This is a genomic window from Paenibacillus rhizosphaerae, from assembly GCF_014192015.1.
Lineage (GTDB): Bacteria > Bacillota > Bacilli > Paenibacillales > Paenibacillaceae > Paenibacillus_AQ > Paenibacillus_AQ rhizosphaerae.
On the sequence record NZ_JACHXJ010000001.1, the window covers coordinates 1,308,448 to 1,325,910 of the forward strand.

General features: G+C 54.0%; 15 protein-coding genes. 14 read left to right on the top strand and 1 reads right to left on the bottom strand.

The features are described from left to right. The first annotated feature begins 52 nt into the window (after positions 1-52). From FHS19_RS05680 to FHS19_RS05695, 4 genes are all read left to right on the top strand, one after another. Entirely contained in the window at positions 53-1,243 is a 1,191-nt protein-coding gene (locus FHS19_RS05680) for a cytochrome P450 (RefSeq protein ID WP_183579812.1), read from the top strand. Positions 1,244-1,523: 280 nt separating this feature from the next. After that, positions 1,524-2,894 (top strand): chromosomal replication initiator protein DnaA, encoded by a 1,371-nt coding sequence (dnaA, locus tag FHS19_RS05685; RefSeq protein ID WP_183579815.1) that lies wholly within the window; start codon positions 1,524-1,526, stop codon positions 2,892-2,894. 97 nt (positions 2,895-2,991) lie between these two features. After that, entirely contained in the window at positions 2,992-3,981 is a 990-nt protein-coding gene (locus FHS19_RS05690) for a quinone oxidoreductase family protein (RefSeq protein ID WP_183579818.1), read from the top strand. Positions 3,982-4,203: 222 nt separating this feature from the next. Further along, positions 4,204-5,040, top strand: a complete 837-nt coding sequence (locus FHS19_RS05695; protein WP_183579822.1) for a helix-turn-helix transcriptional regulator — start codon at positions 4,204-4,206, stop codon at positions 5,038-5,040. 181 nt (positions 5,041-5,221) lie between these two features. On the opposite strand, the gene FHS19_RS05700 is transcribed toward FHS19_RS05695, so the two are convergent. Further along, positions 5,222-6,427 carry an MFS transporter gene (locus FHS19_RS05700; protein ID WP_183579824.1) on the bottom strand — a complete coding sequence of 402 codons (1,206 nt, stop codon included), beginning with the start codon at positions 6,425-6,427 and terminating at the stop codon, positions 5,222-5,224. Positions 6,428-6,584: 157 nt separating this feature from the next. Between FHS19_RS05700 and FHS19_RS05705 the strand changes: the two genes are divergently transcribed. The 10 genes from FHS19_RS05705 (at position 6,585) to FHS19_RS05750 (ending at position 17,454) form a co-directional block, all read left to right on the top strand. Continuing rightward, positions 6,585-7,832, top strand: a complete 1,248-nt coding sequence (locus FHS19_RS05705) for an aminotransferase class I/II-fold pyridoxal phosphate-dependent enzyme (RefSeq protein ID WP_183579826.1) — start codon at positions 6,585-6,587, stop codon at positions 7,830-7,832. Between the two features lie 321 nt (positions 7,833-8,153). Continuing rightward, positions 8,154-8,693: a MarR family winged helix-turn-helix transcriptional regulator gene (locus FHS19_RS05710; protein WP_183579828.1), complete on the top strand. Its 540-nt coding sequence runs from the start codon at positions 8,154-8,156 to the stop codon at positions 8,691-8,693. A 34-nt stretch (positions 8,694-8,727) separates the two neighbouring features. Continuing rightward, positions 8,728-10,182: an aryl-sulfate sulfotransferase gene (locus FHS19_RS05715; protein ID WP_183579830.1), complete on the top strand. Its 1,455-nt coding sequence runs from the start codon at positions 8,728-8,730 to the stop codon at positions 10,180-10,182. Beyond that, a complete protein-coding gene (locus tag FHS19_RS05720) occupies positions 10,175-11,185 on the top strand; it encodes an ABC transporter substrate-binding protein (RefSeq protein ID WP_183579832.1) in 1,011 nt (336 codons plus the stop codon). Before FHS19_RS05715 ends, FHS19_RS05720 begins: the two co-directional genes overlap by 8 nt. A gap of 12 nt (positions 11,186-11,197) precedes the next feature. Then, the gene (locus FHS19_RS05725) at positions 11,198-11,977 is read left to right on the top strand and encodes an ABC transporter ATP-binding protein (protein WP_183579834.1); all 780 of its coding nucleotides are present in this window, start codon (positions 11,198-11,200) and stop codon (positions 11,975-11,977) included. Between the two features lie 21 nt (positions 11,978-11,998). Beyond that, positions 11,999-12,775, top strand: coding sequence for an ABC transporter permease (locus FHS19_RS05730; protein ID WP_183579837.1), 777 nt, complete (start codon positions 11,999-12,001; stop codon positions 12,773-12,775). A 197-nt stretch (positions 12,776-12,972) separates the two neighbouring features. Further along, the gene (locus FHS19_RS05735) at positions 12,973-13,548 is read left to right on the top strand and encodes a TetR/AcrR family transcriptional regulator (protein ID WP_183579840.1); all 576 of its coding nucleotides are present in this window, start codon (positions 12,973-12,975) and stop codon (positions 13,546-13,548) included. Positions 13,549-13,635: 87 nt separating this feature from the next. After that, entirely contained in the window at positions 13,636-14,640 is a 1,005-nt protein-coding gene (locus FHS19_RS05740) for an SDR family NAD(P)-dependent oxidoreductase (protein WP_183581464.1), read from the top strand. Between the two features lie 210 nt (positions 14,641-14,850). Continuing rightward, positions 14,851-15,750 (top strand): AraC family transcriptional regulator, encoded by a 900-nt coding sequence (locus FHS19_RS05745; protein ID WP_183579843.1) that lies wholly within the window; start codon positions 14,851-14,853, stop codon positions 15,748-15,750. A 171-nt stretch (positions 15,751-15,921) separates the two neighbouring features. Next, on the top strand, positions 15,922-17,454 hold the full coding sequence (locus tag FHS19_RS05750; RefSeq protein ID WP_183579846.1) for an extracellular solute-binding protein: 1,533 nt from the start codon (positions 15,922-15,924) through the stop codon (positions 17,452-17,454). Positions 17,455-17,463 lie beyond the last annotated feature (9 nt).

A 17,463-nucleotide genomic window follows, 5' to 3' on the forward strand; every position in this document is an offset into this window, starting at 1 on the left:
CCGATGATTCTGCACACGATTGCACGATACTTGAGGAAAGGATTTGAACTCGATGATACAGGAAAAATACGCCAACATGCTGAACATGGCCGAGGTCTCGACCCCGGACCGAATGTTATATCCCTTTGATATCCTCCGCCAGCTAAGAACAGAAACGCCGGTGCGCTACGACAGCAGCCGAAACTGCTGGGATGTCTTCCGTTATGAGGATGTGCAGCGCATTCTGAAGGATCCGAAAACATTTTCCTCCGAGCGTGGAGCAGGCGCAGGCGGTTCCATTCTGTTTATGGATCCGCCCAAGCATAAGCAAATGCGCGACCTGGTCAGTAAAGCGTTTACCCCCAAGGCGATTCAAGAGCTGACCCCCCGCATCCAGTCCATCGCCGAGCAGCTGCTCGATTCGGTAACGGATGGAGCCATGGACGTTTCCAGTGAATTCGCCACTCCGCTGCCGGTTATCGTCATTGCCGAACTGCTGGGTGCTCCGAAGGAAGACCGGAACAAGTTCAAGCACTGGTCCGATATTCTGGTGGAAAGTGCCGACGACCTCACCGACGAAGCATTCCAGCGGATTACCGACAAGCGGATAAAAGCGATGGGAGAGCTGTCCGAGTATTTTAAGGGGATTATGGCGCAGCGGGCTGCAGAGCCGCAGGAAGATCTCGTTACTGCGCTGCTGAACGCTGAAATCGAAGGAGAGAAGCTGTCGGAAAAGGATATCATCAGCTTCTGCGTACTGCTGCTGGCTGCCGGAAACGAAACGACGACAAATCTGATCACGAATGGCGTGCGCGTGCTGACCGAAAGACCGGAGCTGCAGGAGCAGCTGTATCAAGCGCCGGATCTCATACCTTCCTTTATTGAAGAAGTGCTCCGTTACTACCCGCCGATTATCGCGATCGGACGCAAAGCCGCGGAGACGGTACAAATCGGGGAGCATACGATTAAGCAGGGAGCTCAGATCATTTCCTGGGTGGGGTCCGCCAACCGCGACGAGTCCCGGTTCGACGATCCGGACGGCTTCCGTCTGGACCGCAAACCGAATCCGCATATGACGTTCGGCTTCGGCATCCACTTTTGTCTCGGGGCTCCACTGGCCAGGCTGGAAGGGAAAATTGCGTTTCAGGCGCTCCTCGACAGGTTCAAGGATCTAAGCAGAGACGCAGGCGCTGAACTCCAGCCGATCCAAAGCTCCTTTGTTTTTGGTGTCAAAAACTATCCGATCACGATGAGCCGCAGATAGAGTCAGGTATCTTTAAGGGTGCTCCCGCTTTGTTCCAGAGAGCATAACCCGCATAGGAAATGAAGGATTCCCATTTTTCGGGGGCTGTCCATATTTCTTGGAGGCTCCCGGATATGCTAGAATAGAAAATAGCAGCTTGTACATAAGCATGATGATCTAAGGCATCCCTTTACTGCGATGGTTCCAGGAACAGCATTTGCAGGGAAGAACGGATGCCTTTTTGCGTAAGCCCGCCGGGATGATCATTTCGTTTTACCGAAGTATAAGGAGTTGAACGCCCGTGGAAAGGCAAGTCGAAGAATTGTGGCACCAGGTCCTGTCCATGATTCAAAAGAAGATCAGCAAGCCCAGCTATGATACGTGGCTGAAATCAACGAAGGCCGTCAGTCTGCAGGATAACGTCCTGACGATCAGCACTCCCAATACATTTACGCAGGAATGGCTGGAGAATCGGTATACCACGCTCATTTTGACAGCGGTTCGCGAATACATGGATGCTCAGCCGGAGCTTCATATCATTACCCAGGATGAGCTGGAGACCGAGAGAAAAACCGCTTCATCCGAACCGGCTGCCCTCGTTGAGGATAATTTCCTGAACGATCATGCTTTTGCCGCCATGCTGAATCCCAAATACATCTTCGATACGTTTGTCGTCGGTCTCGGCAACCGTTTTGCCCATGCAGCTGCACTGGCTGTAGCGGAGGCGCCGGGCAAAGCGTATAACCCGCTGTTTTTGTATGGCGGCGTCGGCCTGGGTAAAACCCACTTGATGCAGGCGATCGGCCACTATGTGCTGGAGCACAATCCGCAGGCCAAGGTGCTCTATTTATCCTCCGAAAAATTCACCAATCAGTTTATCAATGCCATCATGAACAACCGCGGTGAAGCTTTCCGGAGCAAATACCGCAACATCGACGTGCTTCTGATCGACGACATCCAGTTCATCGCCGGCAAGGAGCAGACACAGGAAGAGTTTTTTCATACCTTCAACGCCCTGAAAGAAATGGGGAAAGCGATCATCATTTCCAGCGACCGTCCGCCCAAGGAAATCCCCACCCTGGAGGAACGGCTGCGTTCCCGCTTTGAATGGGGACTCATCACGGATATTCAGCCCCCGGATCTGGAAACCCGGATTGCTATTTTGCGCAAGAAGGCGAAGGCGGAGCATCTCGACATTCCGAACGAAGCGATGGTTTATATCGCCAGCCATATCCATACGAATGTCCGTGAACTCGAGGGGGCTCTGATCCGTGTCATCGCTTATTCCTCGCTCGTTAATCAGGATATCACTGTACATTTGACAGCCGAAGCACTGAAAAATATGATCTCGCAGTCGCGTCCCCAATTGATCTCGATCCAGGACATCCAGGAGCGGGTGGGAGATTATTATGGTCTGCGCATCGAAGATTTAAAAGCACGGAAACGGACAAGGGCCGTGGCTTTTCCCCGGCAAATCGCCATGTATTTGTCCAGGGAGCTGACCGATTATTCGCTGCCCAAAATCGGGGAAGCCTTTGGCGGCAGGGACCATACGACCGTTATCCACGCCCATGAAAAAATCGCCTCGGTCATCCGTGAGGATCAGGAGATCCATCAAATCGTAAGCCGGCTGTCCGAAAACATTAAAAACCGCATTCAACCGCGGGTCTAGCCTGTTATTTTTTATACCCGTATAACCGAAACCTGTCTGCCTCAGTCCCTCCTTGGTAAGATAACGGCATAAATCTTCTACCAGGGAGGTTCATCCTATGAAATCAATCGTCATTGAAAGAGCAGGCGGAACAGAAGTGCTTGAGGTAAAGGAAATGCCGGATCTTGCGCCAAGATACGGGGAAATGATCGTGGATGTGGCGTATGCCGGCGTCGGGCTTGTGGATATTTTGATCCGTAAAGGCGAATTTACGGAGTTATTTCCATTCCCGGTGATTCCCGGGCTTGAGGTGTCCGGATTCGTCCGCTCGATCGGGGATGGGGTTGAGGGATTCCGGGTCGGCCAGCCGGTCGCTTCCATGAAGCTGCTCGAGCTTGGCGGATACGCCACCCAGGCCAGAGTCACGCCGCAGCTTACAGTACCTCTCGACGTGATCGGAGGCGATCTGAACATGGCTGAGGCGGCGGCTTCGATCGTCAACTTGACGACCGCCTACTTCGCGGTCATGCAGGTGAACCGGATGAGGCAGGGGGACGCGGTGCTGGTTCATGCCGCCGCAGGCGGACTCGGCAGCTTTCTGGGGCAAATCGCCAAGCGGTTTGGTGCCGGGAAGGTGATGGGGACGGTGGGGTCGCCGGATAAAATCAAGCTGGCCGCATCGCTCGGATACGACGAACTGCTGCTGCGATCCGATTTTGTGGACGAAGTGAAGCGGATCGCGGGCCCACAGGGAATCGACGCCGTATTTGACCCGGTTGGCGGCGAAGCCCGGGCCCGCAGCCTGGAGCTCCTGAGACCGCTGGGACAAATTATCGCATTGGGCAATGCCAGCGGCGGCGAGCTGATGCATCACAGCAACGAGATTTGGCTGGGCAACCAGAGCATCGCCGGCTTTAACCTCGGGGCGTATGCGATGTATGATCCGGTCGGCGTAGGGCAGGCGGCAAGGGAGGCGCTGCAGCTCCTCGCCAGCAGAGAGGTCCGCTCGGAGGTGTACGGCATTTATCCGATGGAGAACGCCTCCGAGGCGCATCGTCTGCTTGAGAGCGGCCAAACGGCGGGCAAACTGGTGCTGCAGATGGGCTAAGCGCTGCGGGTCCATGCTCGCGCGTTCTATGTCACAGGCTTTGTCAGAACCCCAATCAAACCACAGCCTATGACAACAGCCTCTTGCCAGCCTGAAAGTCTACATCTACAGCCTCTTGCCCGCCTGAGCGCGGAGCGGAGGCTTTCTTTTGCCGCGGGTTGGATGGTATCATCTGAATAGTAGAGTTCATGGAACGTTGTACGACTTGGAGGTGCTGCTTCAATGATGCAAACCCGAAATCTGCTCGGGGAATTTTTGAAATCGCGCAGGGAAAAGCTTCAGCCGGCGGACGTCGGGATCAGCGGGGGATACGGCAGGAGAAGAACACCCGGACTTCGCCGTGAAGAAGTGGCGGAAATCGCCAATGTCAGCACCACCTGGTACACCTGGCTGGAGCAGGGGAGAGACGTGGCGGCGTCCAGGGAAGTCATGGAGAACATCGCGAGGGCGCTGCTGCTGTCTCCCGATGAGAAGCTGCATGTCATGCGGCTGGCGGGATTCGGCGATCTCCCGGACTGGTCCGCGCCTGCGGTTCCGACGTTGGAGCCGGGACTGCAGAAAATCATTGATCAGCTGCGTTATCCCGCCATCTTGGTCAACCGCCGGACCGAAATTATGGCTTGGAACCGCCAGGCTCCCCACCTGTTGTATGACTTTCTGGATGATCCGGTCATGGGCCGCAACATGGTCTGGTCCATCTTCATGAATCCGTATTTACGGGAACGCGTCATGAACTGGGAAGAGTTTGCCGGATACAGTGCCGCCATTCTCCGGGCCTACCATGGCCAGTCGAAGGGGGACCCGTGGTACGAGGCCTTTGCCCGGATGTTGTCCGAAGAAAGCCCGGAATTTGCGGCGCTCTGGGATTCACATGATGTACGGGAGAAGCAGGTGCAGCCATTTGTGCTGAACCATCCTGACCTTGGTGTATTATCCTTTGAAATTAACACGTTTGCCCATATTAATGGCAATGAAGACCTTCACTGCTGCGTCTATTCTCCGCTGGACGGAACCGGAACCGAGGAAAAGCTGGATTTGAATGCGCAAAAAACGCCGTAGCCGGATATCCGGCTGCGGCGTTTTTGTAGAGATCAGAAAGTATAAGCTTCCGAGGTTCAACATCCTGATCTCGCAAGAAAAACTTCCTCTAAACGCGGTCTGTCTCCTTGGAATGTACGTCGATAAACGTTTTGCTAATAGAGTCCGTTTAGTATGACAAGTTGAGCCCCTGTAAGGAAGGTTACATGGTGTGAACCCGCGCGGCCACCCCGATGTTCAAATGCTCCTGATCCAGCTGATGGCAGCGGGCCGTTACGGCAAAAGCGCCGATGGAAAAAGCCAGTGCAGCCCACGGTAAATAAGCCAGACCGATGCTGTCGACGACCAGGCTGCCGAGAAGGGAGCCGCAGGCGATGCCAAGGTTGGAGGCCACCGGCATCAGGGTCGAAGCGAAGTCTTTGGATCCGCCGGCCGATGCGTCGGCGAGATCGATCAGATACAGCTGAACAGCGGCGCTCAGGGCGTAGGAGAACAAGGCGATGAGCATCAGGCACGAAACAGCAGCCCAGGTAAAGCCCAAGGTTATTGCAAGGGCCAGCATCATCAGGCTCTGAACGATAAAAACGATTTTGAGCTTGGACCTCGAATCCCCTTCGGCTACCTTGGCCCCAATCCAATTGCTCAGGATGGTCAGACCGCCGTAACCGAGCAGCACGGCGCTTGTCCACTGCTTCGGAATGCCGAGCACGTTCTCTAGAATTGGCGTGATATAGGTATAGACGATAAAGACCGAGCCCACGCCGAGCACCGGAATCAGGAAAGCCAGCCGGATGCGGCGGTTCGCGAACAAGGCGAACTGCTGTTTCATGGAGCTGACGCTGACGGTATCGCTTTTCGGCAGAACCGAAGCAATGAAGAACAGCGGGATGATGCCCACTACGGAGGTGACGATGAATGCCGCCCGCCACCCGAGCAGCTGGCCGATATAGGTGCCAACCGGCACGCCCAGGACGTTGGCGATCGAGAAGCCGCCAATGATCCATGCGACGGCGCCTGCACGGCGGGAAGCCTGGATGTGCTCGCTGGCCGCGGCAATGGACAGTGACAAGGTCAAGCCGCACAAAATGGCTGTGGCGACCCGGATCACAAACATCAGGGCAAAGTTGCCGGCGAAGATCGTCAGGGCGTTCAGCACCAGCAGGGCCGCATAGCCCGACAGAATGGTCACGTGCCGGGGGATGCGTCCCAAGAGGCTGACGGCAAACGGCGTACCGACAGCATAAGCGATGGCGAAGCTGGATACGAGGATACCGGCGGCCGCCAGGGATACGCCCAAGCTGACGCTGATATCCTTCAGCAGGCCGACGATAACGTATTCGGTCGTTCCCATCACGAACGCGGCAAAGGTGAAGGCAAAGATCAGAATGGTTTCTTTTTTAGTTGTCATGGTTCTCTCTTCTCCTGGTTGTCTGTTCTTTTCTTTGATCTTACAGGATGAAAGGCTTTTCAAGTCAATAAAAAAATTGTCGAACGATGCGGTAGGGTGGAGGAGCCTCACTTAAAAGCATGCTATAATGAAAGGAAAAAGCAGGTGGACGGAATTGATGAATCATGCACCCAGACCTTGGCGCGCCGACAAGCTGTCGCGTCTAGGTTCCTCTATATTTGCGGAGGTGGCCGCATGGAAGAGAGAAGCCGAAATGGCCGGTCGTGATCTGATCGACTTGAGCATCGGCAGCCCGGATCTTGGTCCCACGGAGACGGTGCGTCGTGCATTAAGCGAAGCTGTGCTTGACGAAAGAAACTATACGTATCCCGGGTCGGCAGGGAGCGATGCGTTCCGGGAGAAATGTGCCGCATGGATGGAGCACCGCTTCAATGTGCGCCTGGATCCGAAGGCGGAAGTGCTGTCCCTGATGGGCTCGCAGGACGGGCTGGCGCATCTGGCCCAGGCGATCTGCAATCCCGGCGACCTCGCGATCGTCCCGAATCCGGGATACCCGATCTATGCCGGTTCGCTAGCCATTGCAGGCGTGAAGCCCTATGAAATGCCGCTCCGGGAGGAACACGATTTCCTTCCCGATTTGGAGAGCATCCCGGACGAAATTTGGGAGCAGGCCGTATTTATCCTATTGAACTTCCCAGGGAATCCGATTGCTGCAGCGGCGGACCGTCCGTACTTTGAACGGCTTGTCGCCTTGGCTCGAAAATGGAATGTGCTGATCGTTCATGACCTGGCCTATTCGGAAATGGGCTTTGACGGTTACCGGCCGCCAAGCATTCTGGAAACTCCGGGTGCAATTGAAACGGCAGTCGAGTTCCATTCGTTCTCCAAGAGCTTTAATATGGCGGGCTGCCGGATCGGATTTCTGGCCGGGAACCGCGATGTACTCTCTTCGCTGCTGGAGCTGAAGAATAACATCGATTATGGCGTCTTTGCACCGGTTCAGACGGCGGCGATCGCCGCGCTGGAGCAGGCGATGGATCCCTCACGGTCCGCCGCCGGGGTAGCCGGTTTGTACGAACGGCGCCGGGATGCGCTGATCGAGGCGCTCGCGCAGGAGGGCTGGGGCGTACCCAAGCCGAAAGCGACGATGTTTGCATGGGCGAAGCTGCCGCCTGCCTTCCTGGAAGGCGCAGAGACTTGGGGTTCCCGGCAGTTCGCACGGGAACTGCTGCTGGGCACAGGGGTGGCCGTGATCCCCGGGGATGGTTTCGGTTCGGAAGGGGAAGGTTATGTGCGGATCGCCCTTGTTCAGGATGAGGCGCGTCTGCGTGAAGCGGCTGCCCGGATCGGACAATTTATAAGGATGCATGGAAACGCAGCAAGCATGGGACATACCGGGCCATGACAGAAAAACCCTGCTCTTGTGAGCAGGTTTTTTTTGTTTGTGATTAAAAAAAGGTTTTAATTCCTACTTGACAGGTGAGAATAATTGGTTTAATCTTACGTCAAGGAAATCGATTAACATTCATTTAATGAATGGTCATTATTTTAACATTAAACTAAACATCAGCCGATTGGTCCACCAAAGGCTCCTGTAATCCATACCGCTTCTTGCGGTGATGGCATTCGGGAGCCTTTTTGTATATCGACTGGCACGTTGATATGGATGGCCGCTACTCCATGGGGAGAGCGAAAGTGGTGGTTGATGAACGGTGAAAGGAGAGATATGGAAGAGAAGCAATGGCTTCTGATGGAGGAAGCCGATTGGCATTTTCGCAGGCTGGTTCGCAGATTCGTCAAGGAACGTGACAAAGTAACCATTGAAGGCGTGTCCCTTCCCGGGATGCTCGTACTGAACGCGATTCTGCATGAAGGTGAGCAGAAGCTAGGGGATCTGGCCGAACGGCTGGATTTCACCACAGGCGCGGTCACCGCCGTTTGCGACAAGCTGGAATCGCTCGGCTTCGCGCAGCGAAAGCGCTTGGAGACCGACCGCAGGTCCGTTGTCCTGGACATTACGGATAAGGGCAGGGACATGCTTGAACGCAACCGGGACGCAGGTACATACATGATTGAACGCACCTTTGAAGGTTTTACGGCCAAGGAACTAGAGGAACAAATCGTGAATTTCAAAAGACTCTACGAGCATTTGGAAGGCTTTGCCGAGGCTGTGCTGCAGCAGGCGCATCCGCCGGAGGACGCGGAGGAGCCGCTTCCCGGTCACCGGAAGGCAGCGCAGAGAACGAACCGATTTATTTCATATTAAAATTCATTGGAGGCACGGAAGGGAGACAGATCATATGGGACATCCAACCATTTATCCGACAGGAACGACCGTATATCAACCAGGGAAGGCATGGAGCGGTTACACCATCTACCAGGCAGCTGACACCGGGGCACTGCTGATCGACATGAATGGCAGAGAGGTGCATTTGTGGAAGGGATTGCGCGGTTTTCCGAACAAAATATTCCCAGGAGGCTATGTCCTGGGCAGTACAGCCGAGCGGGATCCAAAGTATGGTTTTCAGGACGAAGCCAATCTGGTTCAGGTCGATTGGGACGGCAACATCGTCTGGACATTCGACCGGTACGAATGGATCGAGGATCCGGGCCATCCGGCGCAGTGGATGGCACGCCAGCATCATGATTACCAACGGGAAGGCAATCCGGTTGGATATTATGTGCCTGGAGCCGATCCGAAAGTCGGTTCGGGCAATACGATCATCCTTGCGCACAAAAACGTAAACCGCCCGGAAATTTCAGACGTCGAGCTGCTGGACGACACGATCATCGAAGTGGACTGGGAAGGCAATGTCGTCTGGGAATGGGCCGTCAGCGATCACTTTGAAGAGCTCGGATTTGACGAAGCCGCGAAGGAGGCGCTGTACCGGGACCCGAATACGCGGGCGTTCGGTACCCATTCCGGGGACTGGATGCATATCAACTCCGTCTCGGTGCTGGGTCCAAATAAGCACTATGATGCAGGCGACGAGCGCTTCCATCCGGACAATTTGATATGGGATGCACGGGAATCCAACATTATCGCGATCATCGATAAAAGGACCGGAGACATCGTATGGAAGCTTGGGCCGGACTATTCCGGCGAAGATACCAAACATATCGGCTGGATCATCGGACAGCACCATGCCCATTTGATTCCGAAGGGACTGCCGGGAGAGGGCAATATTCTGGTATTCGATAACGGCGGCTGGGGCGGCTATGGCAGCCCGAACCCTGAATCGCCGGATGGCGTCAAGGTGGCGCGCCGCGACCATTCCCGGATTCTGGAGATTCATCCGATCACGCTGGAAATCGAATGGCAGTACACGCCGACCGAAGCCGGATTTCAGGCTCCATTGGACTCCTATCGCTTTTACAGCCCTTATATCAGCTCGGCCCAGCGGCTGCCTAACGGCAATACGCTGATTACCGAAGGAGCGGACGGAAGGATTTTCGAAGTCACACGGGAGCATGAACTGGTGTGGGAATATATTTCTCCCTATAAAAACACAAGAAACGCGAATATGGTTTACCGCGCTTACCGCGTACCTTATGAGTGGATTCCGCAGCTGGAGAAGCCGGTGGAGACGGAAATCGCTCCGCTTGACGTTGCCGATTACCGGCTGCCAGGTGCGGCACCGCGAGGCGTTGTAACCGCAGTTGAGGTTGAGGGGACTGTGTCCTATGGCGATGGAGCCTTCTGCGTAGCGACTACGGACGAAGTCGTCAGGAAGGAACGGGATCAAGATGAGTAGGCTTGTGTTTCGACGCATCAGCGTAATTACCGCAGCGGTTCTGCTGGTTTCCGTGCTGCTCACCGCATGCGGAACCGCCTCGGGAAAAGACAGCGGGCACCGGCTTCAGGTAAAAATCGCCGATATTTCCACCAACCCGATTTTCCGGGTCGCCGCAAAAAAAGGATTTTTCGAAAAACACGGCATCGATGCGGAGCTGGTGAACTTTGCCACGCCAGCCGAAGGGGTCAACGCCCTGTTCATCAAGCAGGTGGATATTGCCTTTGGGGCAGACTTTCCGCTGCTGAACGCCGTCAGCAAAGGCGACTATGCGATCTTCGCTTCCTCCGGAACGGCAACGGATCTGAGCGCAAGCGAATGGAAGATGTTTGCCCGCAAAGAGATTGCCGGCCCCGCCGACCTGAAGGGCAAGAAGCTGAGCTACTCGCGTGGAACGTTCATTCCTTATTTGTGGGACGTTTATCTGCAGCAGAATGGCGTTGCCTTAAAGGACGTTACGCTGGTCGGTCAGGGAGGGTTTGACGAAACGTATGTGGCGCTGAAAAAGGGCGAGATCGACGCGGCCTGGGTATACGGCTCGGTACTGAATGACAAGTTCGCCGCGCTTCCCGAAGCGCATGAGCTGTCGGATATGTCCCAGACGCCTGTCCGGCTCGGCACAGGTCTGATCACCGGCACCAAGCTGATTCAGGACCATCCGGACGAATTGGTCGAACTGCTGAAGGCGCTTGACGAAACATCCGACTACGTCCAGGCGCATCCGGATGAAACAGCTGACATTATGTACGATGAAGTGAAGCAGCCGAAGGAGGCCACGCTCAAGGATCTGCCGAAAAATCCGTGGAAGATCGGCTTCACCCAGCAGGCTTACGACGGGCTGGCAGGCCAGAAAAAATATATGGTGGATACCGGCATCATTGAAAAGGATTTTAACCTGAACGACAAGCTGAATCTGGACCTGGTGCGCAAAGCGTTCCCGGACCGCGTGGTTGAGCTGAAATAAGGAGGCGGGATTATGGGGGCAGTATCCAGATCAAACGAAATTTATATTGAGCGCTTGAATAAGAGCTATAGTCAGCAGCAGACGGCCGGAGACCTACATTATATTATCCAGGATGTCGATCTGGTCGTGAAGGGAGGAGAATTTTTCGTTCTCCTCGGCCCGAGCGGCTGCGGCAAATCAACGCTGCTCAGCCTGATCGCCGGGTTCGTGTCCAAGACCTCAGGATATTTACGGGTGGGCGAGAAGGAGGTGGATCGGCCTGGTCAGGATCGGGCCGTCGTCTTCCAGCAGGCCGATTCCTCGCTCTTTCCCTGGCTGACTGTCAGAGAGAACGTGGAGTTCGGCTTGCGGATGAAGCGCATTCCTGCCGCCCGGCGCAAGGAAATCTCCGATCGATTTATCGGTATGGTAGGGCTCAAGGGGCATGAGAATAAATTCCCCCGCGAGCTGTCCGGCGGGATGAAGCAGCGCGTGCAGCTGGCGCGGGTGCTGTCCAACGATCCCGGCATTTTGCTTATGGATGAGCCGTTCGGCGCGCTGGATGCGATGACCAGACGAACGATGCAGCGGGAATTGGTAAAGATCTGGCAGGAAACCGACAAGACGGTGATCTTTGTCACCCACGACATACAGGAGGCGCTGCTTCTCGGGGGAAGGATCGGCATTATGTCCGCCGGCCCCTCGTCACGGATCACCGATATTTATGAGGTACCGCTCCCCTATCCGAGAGACATAGCCGCGCCGGAATTCCATGACCTATATAACCGCATTCAGGCCCATTTTGACGAATAGAAACCGATCGGAGGGATCAACATGAGCAAGAAATTAAGGAAAGGACCGCTCCAAGTGCTGTTCTGGATCGCGTTGATCGTCATCTGGCAGCTGGTCTCGCTCATATACGGGCCGGAGATTCTGCCCGGGCCGATCTACACGGCGAAAGGCGGATACGAACTGCTGATGGACGGCACACTTCTGCAGTACATTGGCATCAGCGCCTACCGTGTCCTTCTCGGTTGGACACTTGGAAGCCTGGTTGCCGTGCCCATTGGCATTATCATCGGAAAGGTCGGATTCATTCGTACCTTCGCCGAGCCGTTCTTGAACTTTATCCGGTTTATTCCGCCGATCGCATTCATTACGCTGTTCCTGGTCTGGTTTGGCATTGGCGAAACGTCAAAAGTCATGCTGATCATGTATGCAACCTTTTTTATCGTCATTCTGAACACCTTCACCGGCGTCCTCTCCGTTGAGGAGGATAAGATTCGTTCGGCCCGCAGCATGGGGGCCTCCGAGTGGCAGATCGTCGTTCATGTCATTATTCCGGCAACGGTTCCATACATCTTTACCGGCATCCGGCTGGCCATGGGCACGTCCTTTATGGCTATCATCGGAGCCGAGATGATCGCCTCCAATGAGGGAGTCGGGTATCTAATCTGGAACTCACGACTGTTTTTCCGGACGGACTGGATTTTCGTGGGCCTGATTTGCTTAGGGCTTATGGGCTTTTTGACGGACCGGGCGGTTGGACTGCTTGGACGCAGGCTGCTCGCGAGATACGGTGTGGTGAGCACGACGTCTTTGAAGCGGTAAGAAGCGGACGGGGTAGTCATAGGACAAAGATTTCATCTCATTATAATAAGAGGCGAACCGCAGTAACGGTCCGTCTCTTTGATTTATCACGGCTTCGGCAAGAAGAGGCGAATTGCATTTCGCGTTGTTATCCCATATAATTATTAGATAGTGATCAATCACTTACTAATCGACGTAATGAAAAGGAGATATGCGCTATGGCAAGAGATGCGTCCACTTCGGTGAACCGAAGAACGGATATTATATCGGCCGCCATCGAGGTGTTTGCCGAAACCGGCTATTACCGGGCCACCACGGCACAGGTTGCACAGCGGGCCCACATTTCGCAGCCTTACGTCTTTCGTTTTTTCTCAACGAAGGAAGCACTGCTGCTCGCGGCTTTGGAAGTCTCCTGGTCCCGGATGATCGACTCGTTTCAGCAAGTTGTGAAGTCGGCTTCGCCGGAGCGGCTTGAAGCGGAACTGATTACGGAATACGAGAAGATTATGGAGAACCACCGGAACGAGATTCTGCTGCAGATGCAGTCCCAAACGATCCAGGAAGAAGCGATCCAGGAAGCGACGAGAAACGGATTCCGGGAGGTTCGTCAAATCATACTGCAGGCATTTCGCGAGGCGAGGATTCCACAAGCCGAAGAAAGAACGATGCTCTTTTTGGCCAGAGGGATGTTGTGTAACGTAGCGGATGCGATCAGTCTACCGGAATTAAAGGAGGGGCAAGGAGATGGGAGAGGTCTCCTTAGCTTAATGGATTTTTTTATGAATAGTTATTGACCAATCACTAACTGAATGTTATGATGAATACAAGTTAGTGATTAATCAATCACAAATCAAAAACAGAGAGGACGATATCAAATGACGATGAACAAAGCGATTGTGGTTGGAGCCACGGGCGGAACGGGCGCAGCGATTACGGAGGAACTGGTCAAGAGGGGAATTCCTACGATAGCGTTCGGAAGATCGCGCCAGAAGCTGGAGCAGGTCGCCGGCAGATTGGGGAATCCGGGGCATTTGAAGCTAGCCGTGGGAGATGCCATGCGGCCCGAGGATATCATCGCGCAAGCTGGGGACGCGGACGTCATGTTTCATTGTGCGAACGTACCGTACCATGAGATGGCAAGCAAACTGATTCCCCTCGGTGAATCCGTGATGGAGGCGGCCGAAAGGCTGGCAATCAAAGTGGTTGCGATTGACGGTATCTATCCTTATGGAAGAAGGCAGTCCGACCCGGTCACCGAAGAGCATCCGAAACAACCGCATACGAAAAAAGGGAAGGTTCGCTTGAACTTCGAACGGATGCTGTTCGACAAGCGCTGGAAAAAGGCCAAGGTCATGATCGTTCGTCTGCCGGACTATTATGGTCCGACTGCGAATGAAGCGTCCTATCTCGGTTCAACCCTGGAAGCCATCGCTGCCGGCAAAATGGCCTTTTTTATCGGCAACATGAGCATCCCTCGCGAGTTTGTCTATTTGCCGGACGCCGCCGCCATGATTGCCAATGTGGCAGATCATGACGAAGCTTACGGTCAAAACTGGAATATTCCTGGCGGAGGCCTGATTTCGGGACGGGAGATCGTGCGGATTGCGAGAGCGGTCAGTGGAAGCAGCAAACCGGTCATTCCGCTGAAGAAAATCGGGTTATCCCTGCTCGGATTGGGCGTGCCCGTAATGAAAGAGGTCGTTGAGATGTTATATCTGACCGAAGAACCGCTGACGCTGAGCAGAGCCAAGTATGAAAAGTGGATTGGGCCGATTATTGCAACACCGTTCAAGGAAGGCATCACTGTGACGGTCAAAGCACTGCAGCAGGCAAACACAGCAGCATTGGTCCAGGCATCACAGACGGCTGACTCTAGAATAGTTTAAGCGTTTGTGATTGATTAATCACTAATCAAACGGGCAGTGACCATGTTAGCAAGGGATAGTTCATGTTTACGATTCCTCCAGAATTGCTTATAATGGATCGCAAAGTTATGCGTATCAGAAAATTACCGTCTACCGTACGAACGGAGACCTGTTGGCCCATTCAGCCGATAGGTCTTCTTGCGTTTTTTGAGACGGGAAAGGGAGGGCCATATGGAGCGGAAAAAATTTTCCGAATACGATCGAGGGGAGTATGACGTGTGGATTCAACGCGCTTCCCACGGAAAGCACAACCTGTTCGAAGAACATCTTCATGATTTCGTTGAGCTTATTTATGTTGTCCAGGGACAAGGCATGCATCGGATCAACGGAACGAATTATGCGCTGAACACTGGGGATGTGTTCTTGATCATGCCAGGGGAAAGCCATCATTTTCCCGATGCCGCAACTAGTCATCTTGAGATCGTGAACTGCTTGTTTCGGCAGGATACGATTCCTGCATATTTGCCGAAAGACATGAACATTCAGGCGGAACTGCCCTTTATTTGGCCATTTTGCGGGGGCGGCGAACGCCCACCGAGGAAACTGTCTTTGACTTCGGCGGAATCGACGGAGGTGCTTGGCCAGTTGGAAGCAATGCTTCAGGAGTTAAAGACAGGCGCCCCAGGCGCCAACGTAATCGCTGTCCAATTGCTCGTGCATTTGCTCATCCGGCTGTCGCGAATCTTGCTGCGGCAATCTCCCGATCTCTCCCGCACCAAACCCGTGTCGATCCAACACGAGATCTTGGTTCGAAAGGTGATTGCGTATCTCGAGCAGCACTTCCACCGGAAGCTGTCCATTGAGGAACTCGCCCAGGCTTTCACGATTAGCGGCAGGCATTTGTGCCGTGTATTTCGCGAGCAAACGAACCGCACTATTCATGAAATGCTTCTGCAAATCAGGGTCGAGCGAGCGAAGCAGATGCTGGCGGAAACGAACCGTAGTGTGGACTCGATCGCATCGTTCGCAGGCTTTAGCGACTCTTCGCATTTTAACCGTACATTTGTCAGACTAGCGGGCTGCACGCCGAGCAGATACCGAAAGGAATGCTTCTGGAAACCGATTTATTGAAGAAGCAAGCACGATCTCTGCAGGACAGCCAGTAACGTTCCTTGGCTCAAAGAGTCAATTATCTGTCCCGATTATACAATTACCAAGTCCCATTTTACGCTAAGATGATTTCATAAATCCTACTAAACAAGGGTGAATTCTTAGTTTTAAAAAAAGGGAGATGGATAACGTATGAGAGTAACGCCTCGCCTGTTCTTTCAAATTTTCATTTGCACGGTCCTAGTGTCATTGTCTGCTTGCGGGAGGTCTGCGGGCTCTTCGCGTGAAGAATCCGGTGGGCAAAATTCAAAAGGCCCTTCCGAGCGTGCCGAAATCAGTATTATGACCATAACGCCCAGCACACCTCCGGCATCCGATGATAATGTCATCAAACGGGAAATCGAAAAGCTGACGGATTCAAAACTGGACATTCAATGGATTTCCAACAATGTATATGATGATAAATTAAACATTACACTCGTCTCAGGCGAGCTGCCTGATTTGACTTATATCAGCGACCCATTCGGGCCGTCTTTCCGGAATTTGGTCAAGCAGGGGGCCATTTGGGACATAACACCGTATTTGAAGGATTACCCGAATTTGCAGAATGGAGTTCCTGAAGTCGCTTGGGAGCTTACCAAAATGGAGGATGGGAAAAACTACGGCATTCCCCGGGGACGCGATGCGAATGACGTATCCTTCCTGATTCTCCGCAAGGACTGGCTGGATAAGCTGGGCCTTCAGCCTCCGAAAACGACGAAGGAGCTGTACGTGGCATTGAAGGCATTTACAGGAAAGGATCCCGACGGCAACGGAAAGGCCGATACGTTCGGATTGTCCGCCGGGATCGATACGCTGACAGGCACGTTCCGTGAAATCTTTACCGGCGTGACCGGCTCCTGGAAGGAAGAAGGCGATGGATTAACCTATGCCCCCTTTTTGCCGGAAGCCCGCGAGTCGCTGGCTTATTTAGCCAAGTTATATTCGGAAAAGCTGCTGCCCGAAGACTTGCTGACCTTGAAAACGACGCAGGTGCGAGACTACTACATCGGCAATCGGGCCGGCGGTGTCATCGACAAGACGGGAACCGGGCCCAAGGTATATTCTCCCGGTTTGAAAAAGCTCGTACCGTCATACAAGGAAGCGGACTTTTATCCGCTGACTGCGCTCAACGGATTTGTCCCGAAAGGGACCGGCTTTAACGGCATTCTGGCCATTCCAAAAACGGTGCCGGAAGACAAACTCAAGCAAATTTTGAAACTGGTTGACACTTGGCTGATTCCGGATGTATCCGCAGTTCAGCGGTTCGGCATCGAGGGCGTTCATTACCGAGTAGAGAATGGGGTCAAAATCGTCGATCCGGATAAACTCCTGAAGGACAACGCTTCCGATTTCAATCAGATCGTCAATTCGATCGATCCTGCGCTGAATCCCCCGCCAGCCAATCCGGAGCTGAAGGAGCTGGAGGAGCTGAGAAGCCAGGTGGATGCTCAGCGGAGCAAGGAGAACGTGCCGGATATCGGGGTAGGCCTGTACTCTCCTGCGGCGGAAAAGCTGCTGCCAGACCTCGAGAAGCGGATCAGCGACCTGACCGCCAAAATCGTCATCGGCCAAGAACCGCTTTCCGCATGGGATGACTTGGTTGCCAAAACGAAAAGCGATCCGCAATTCATCCAATCGACGGAAGAAATGTCAGACGCTTATCGGAAGCGCGGCGGGCATTGATGGGAGGTG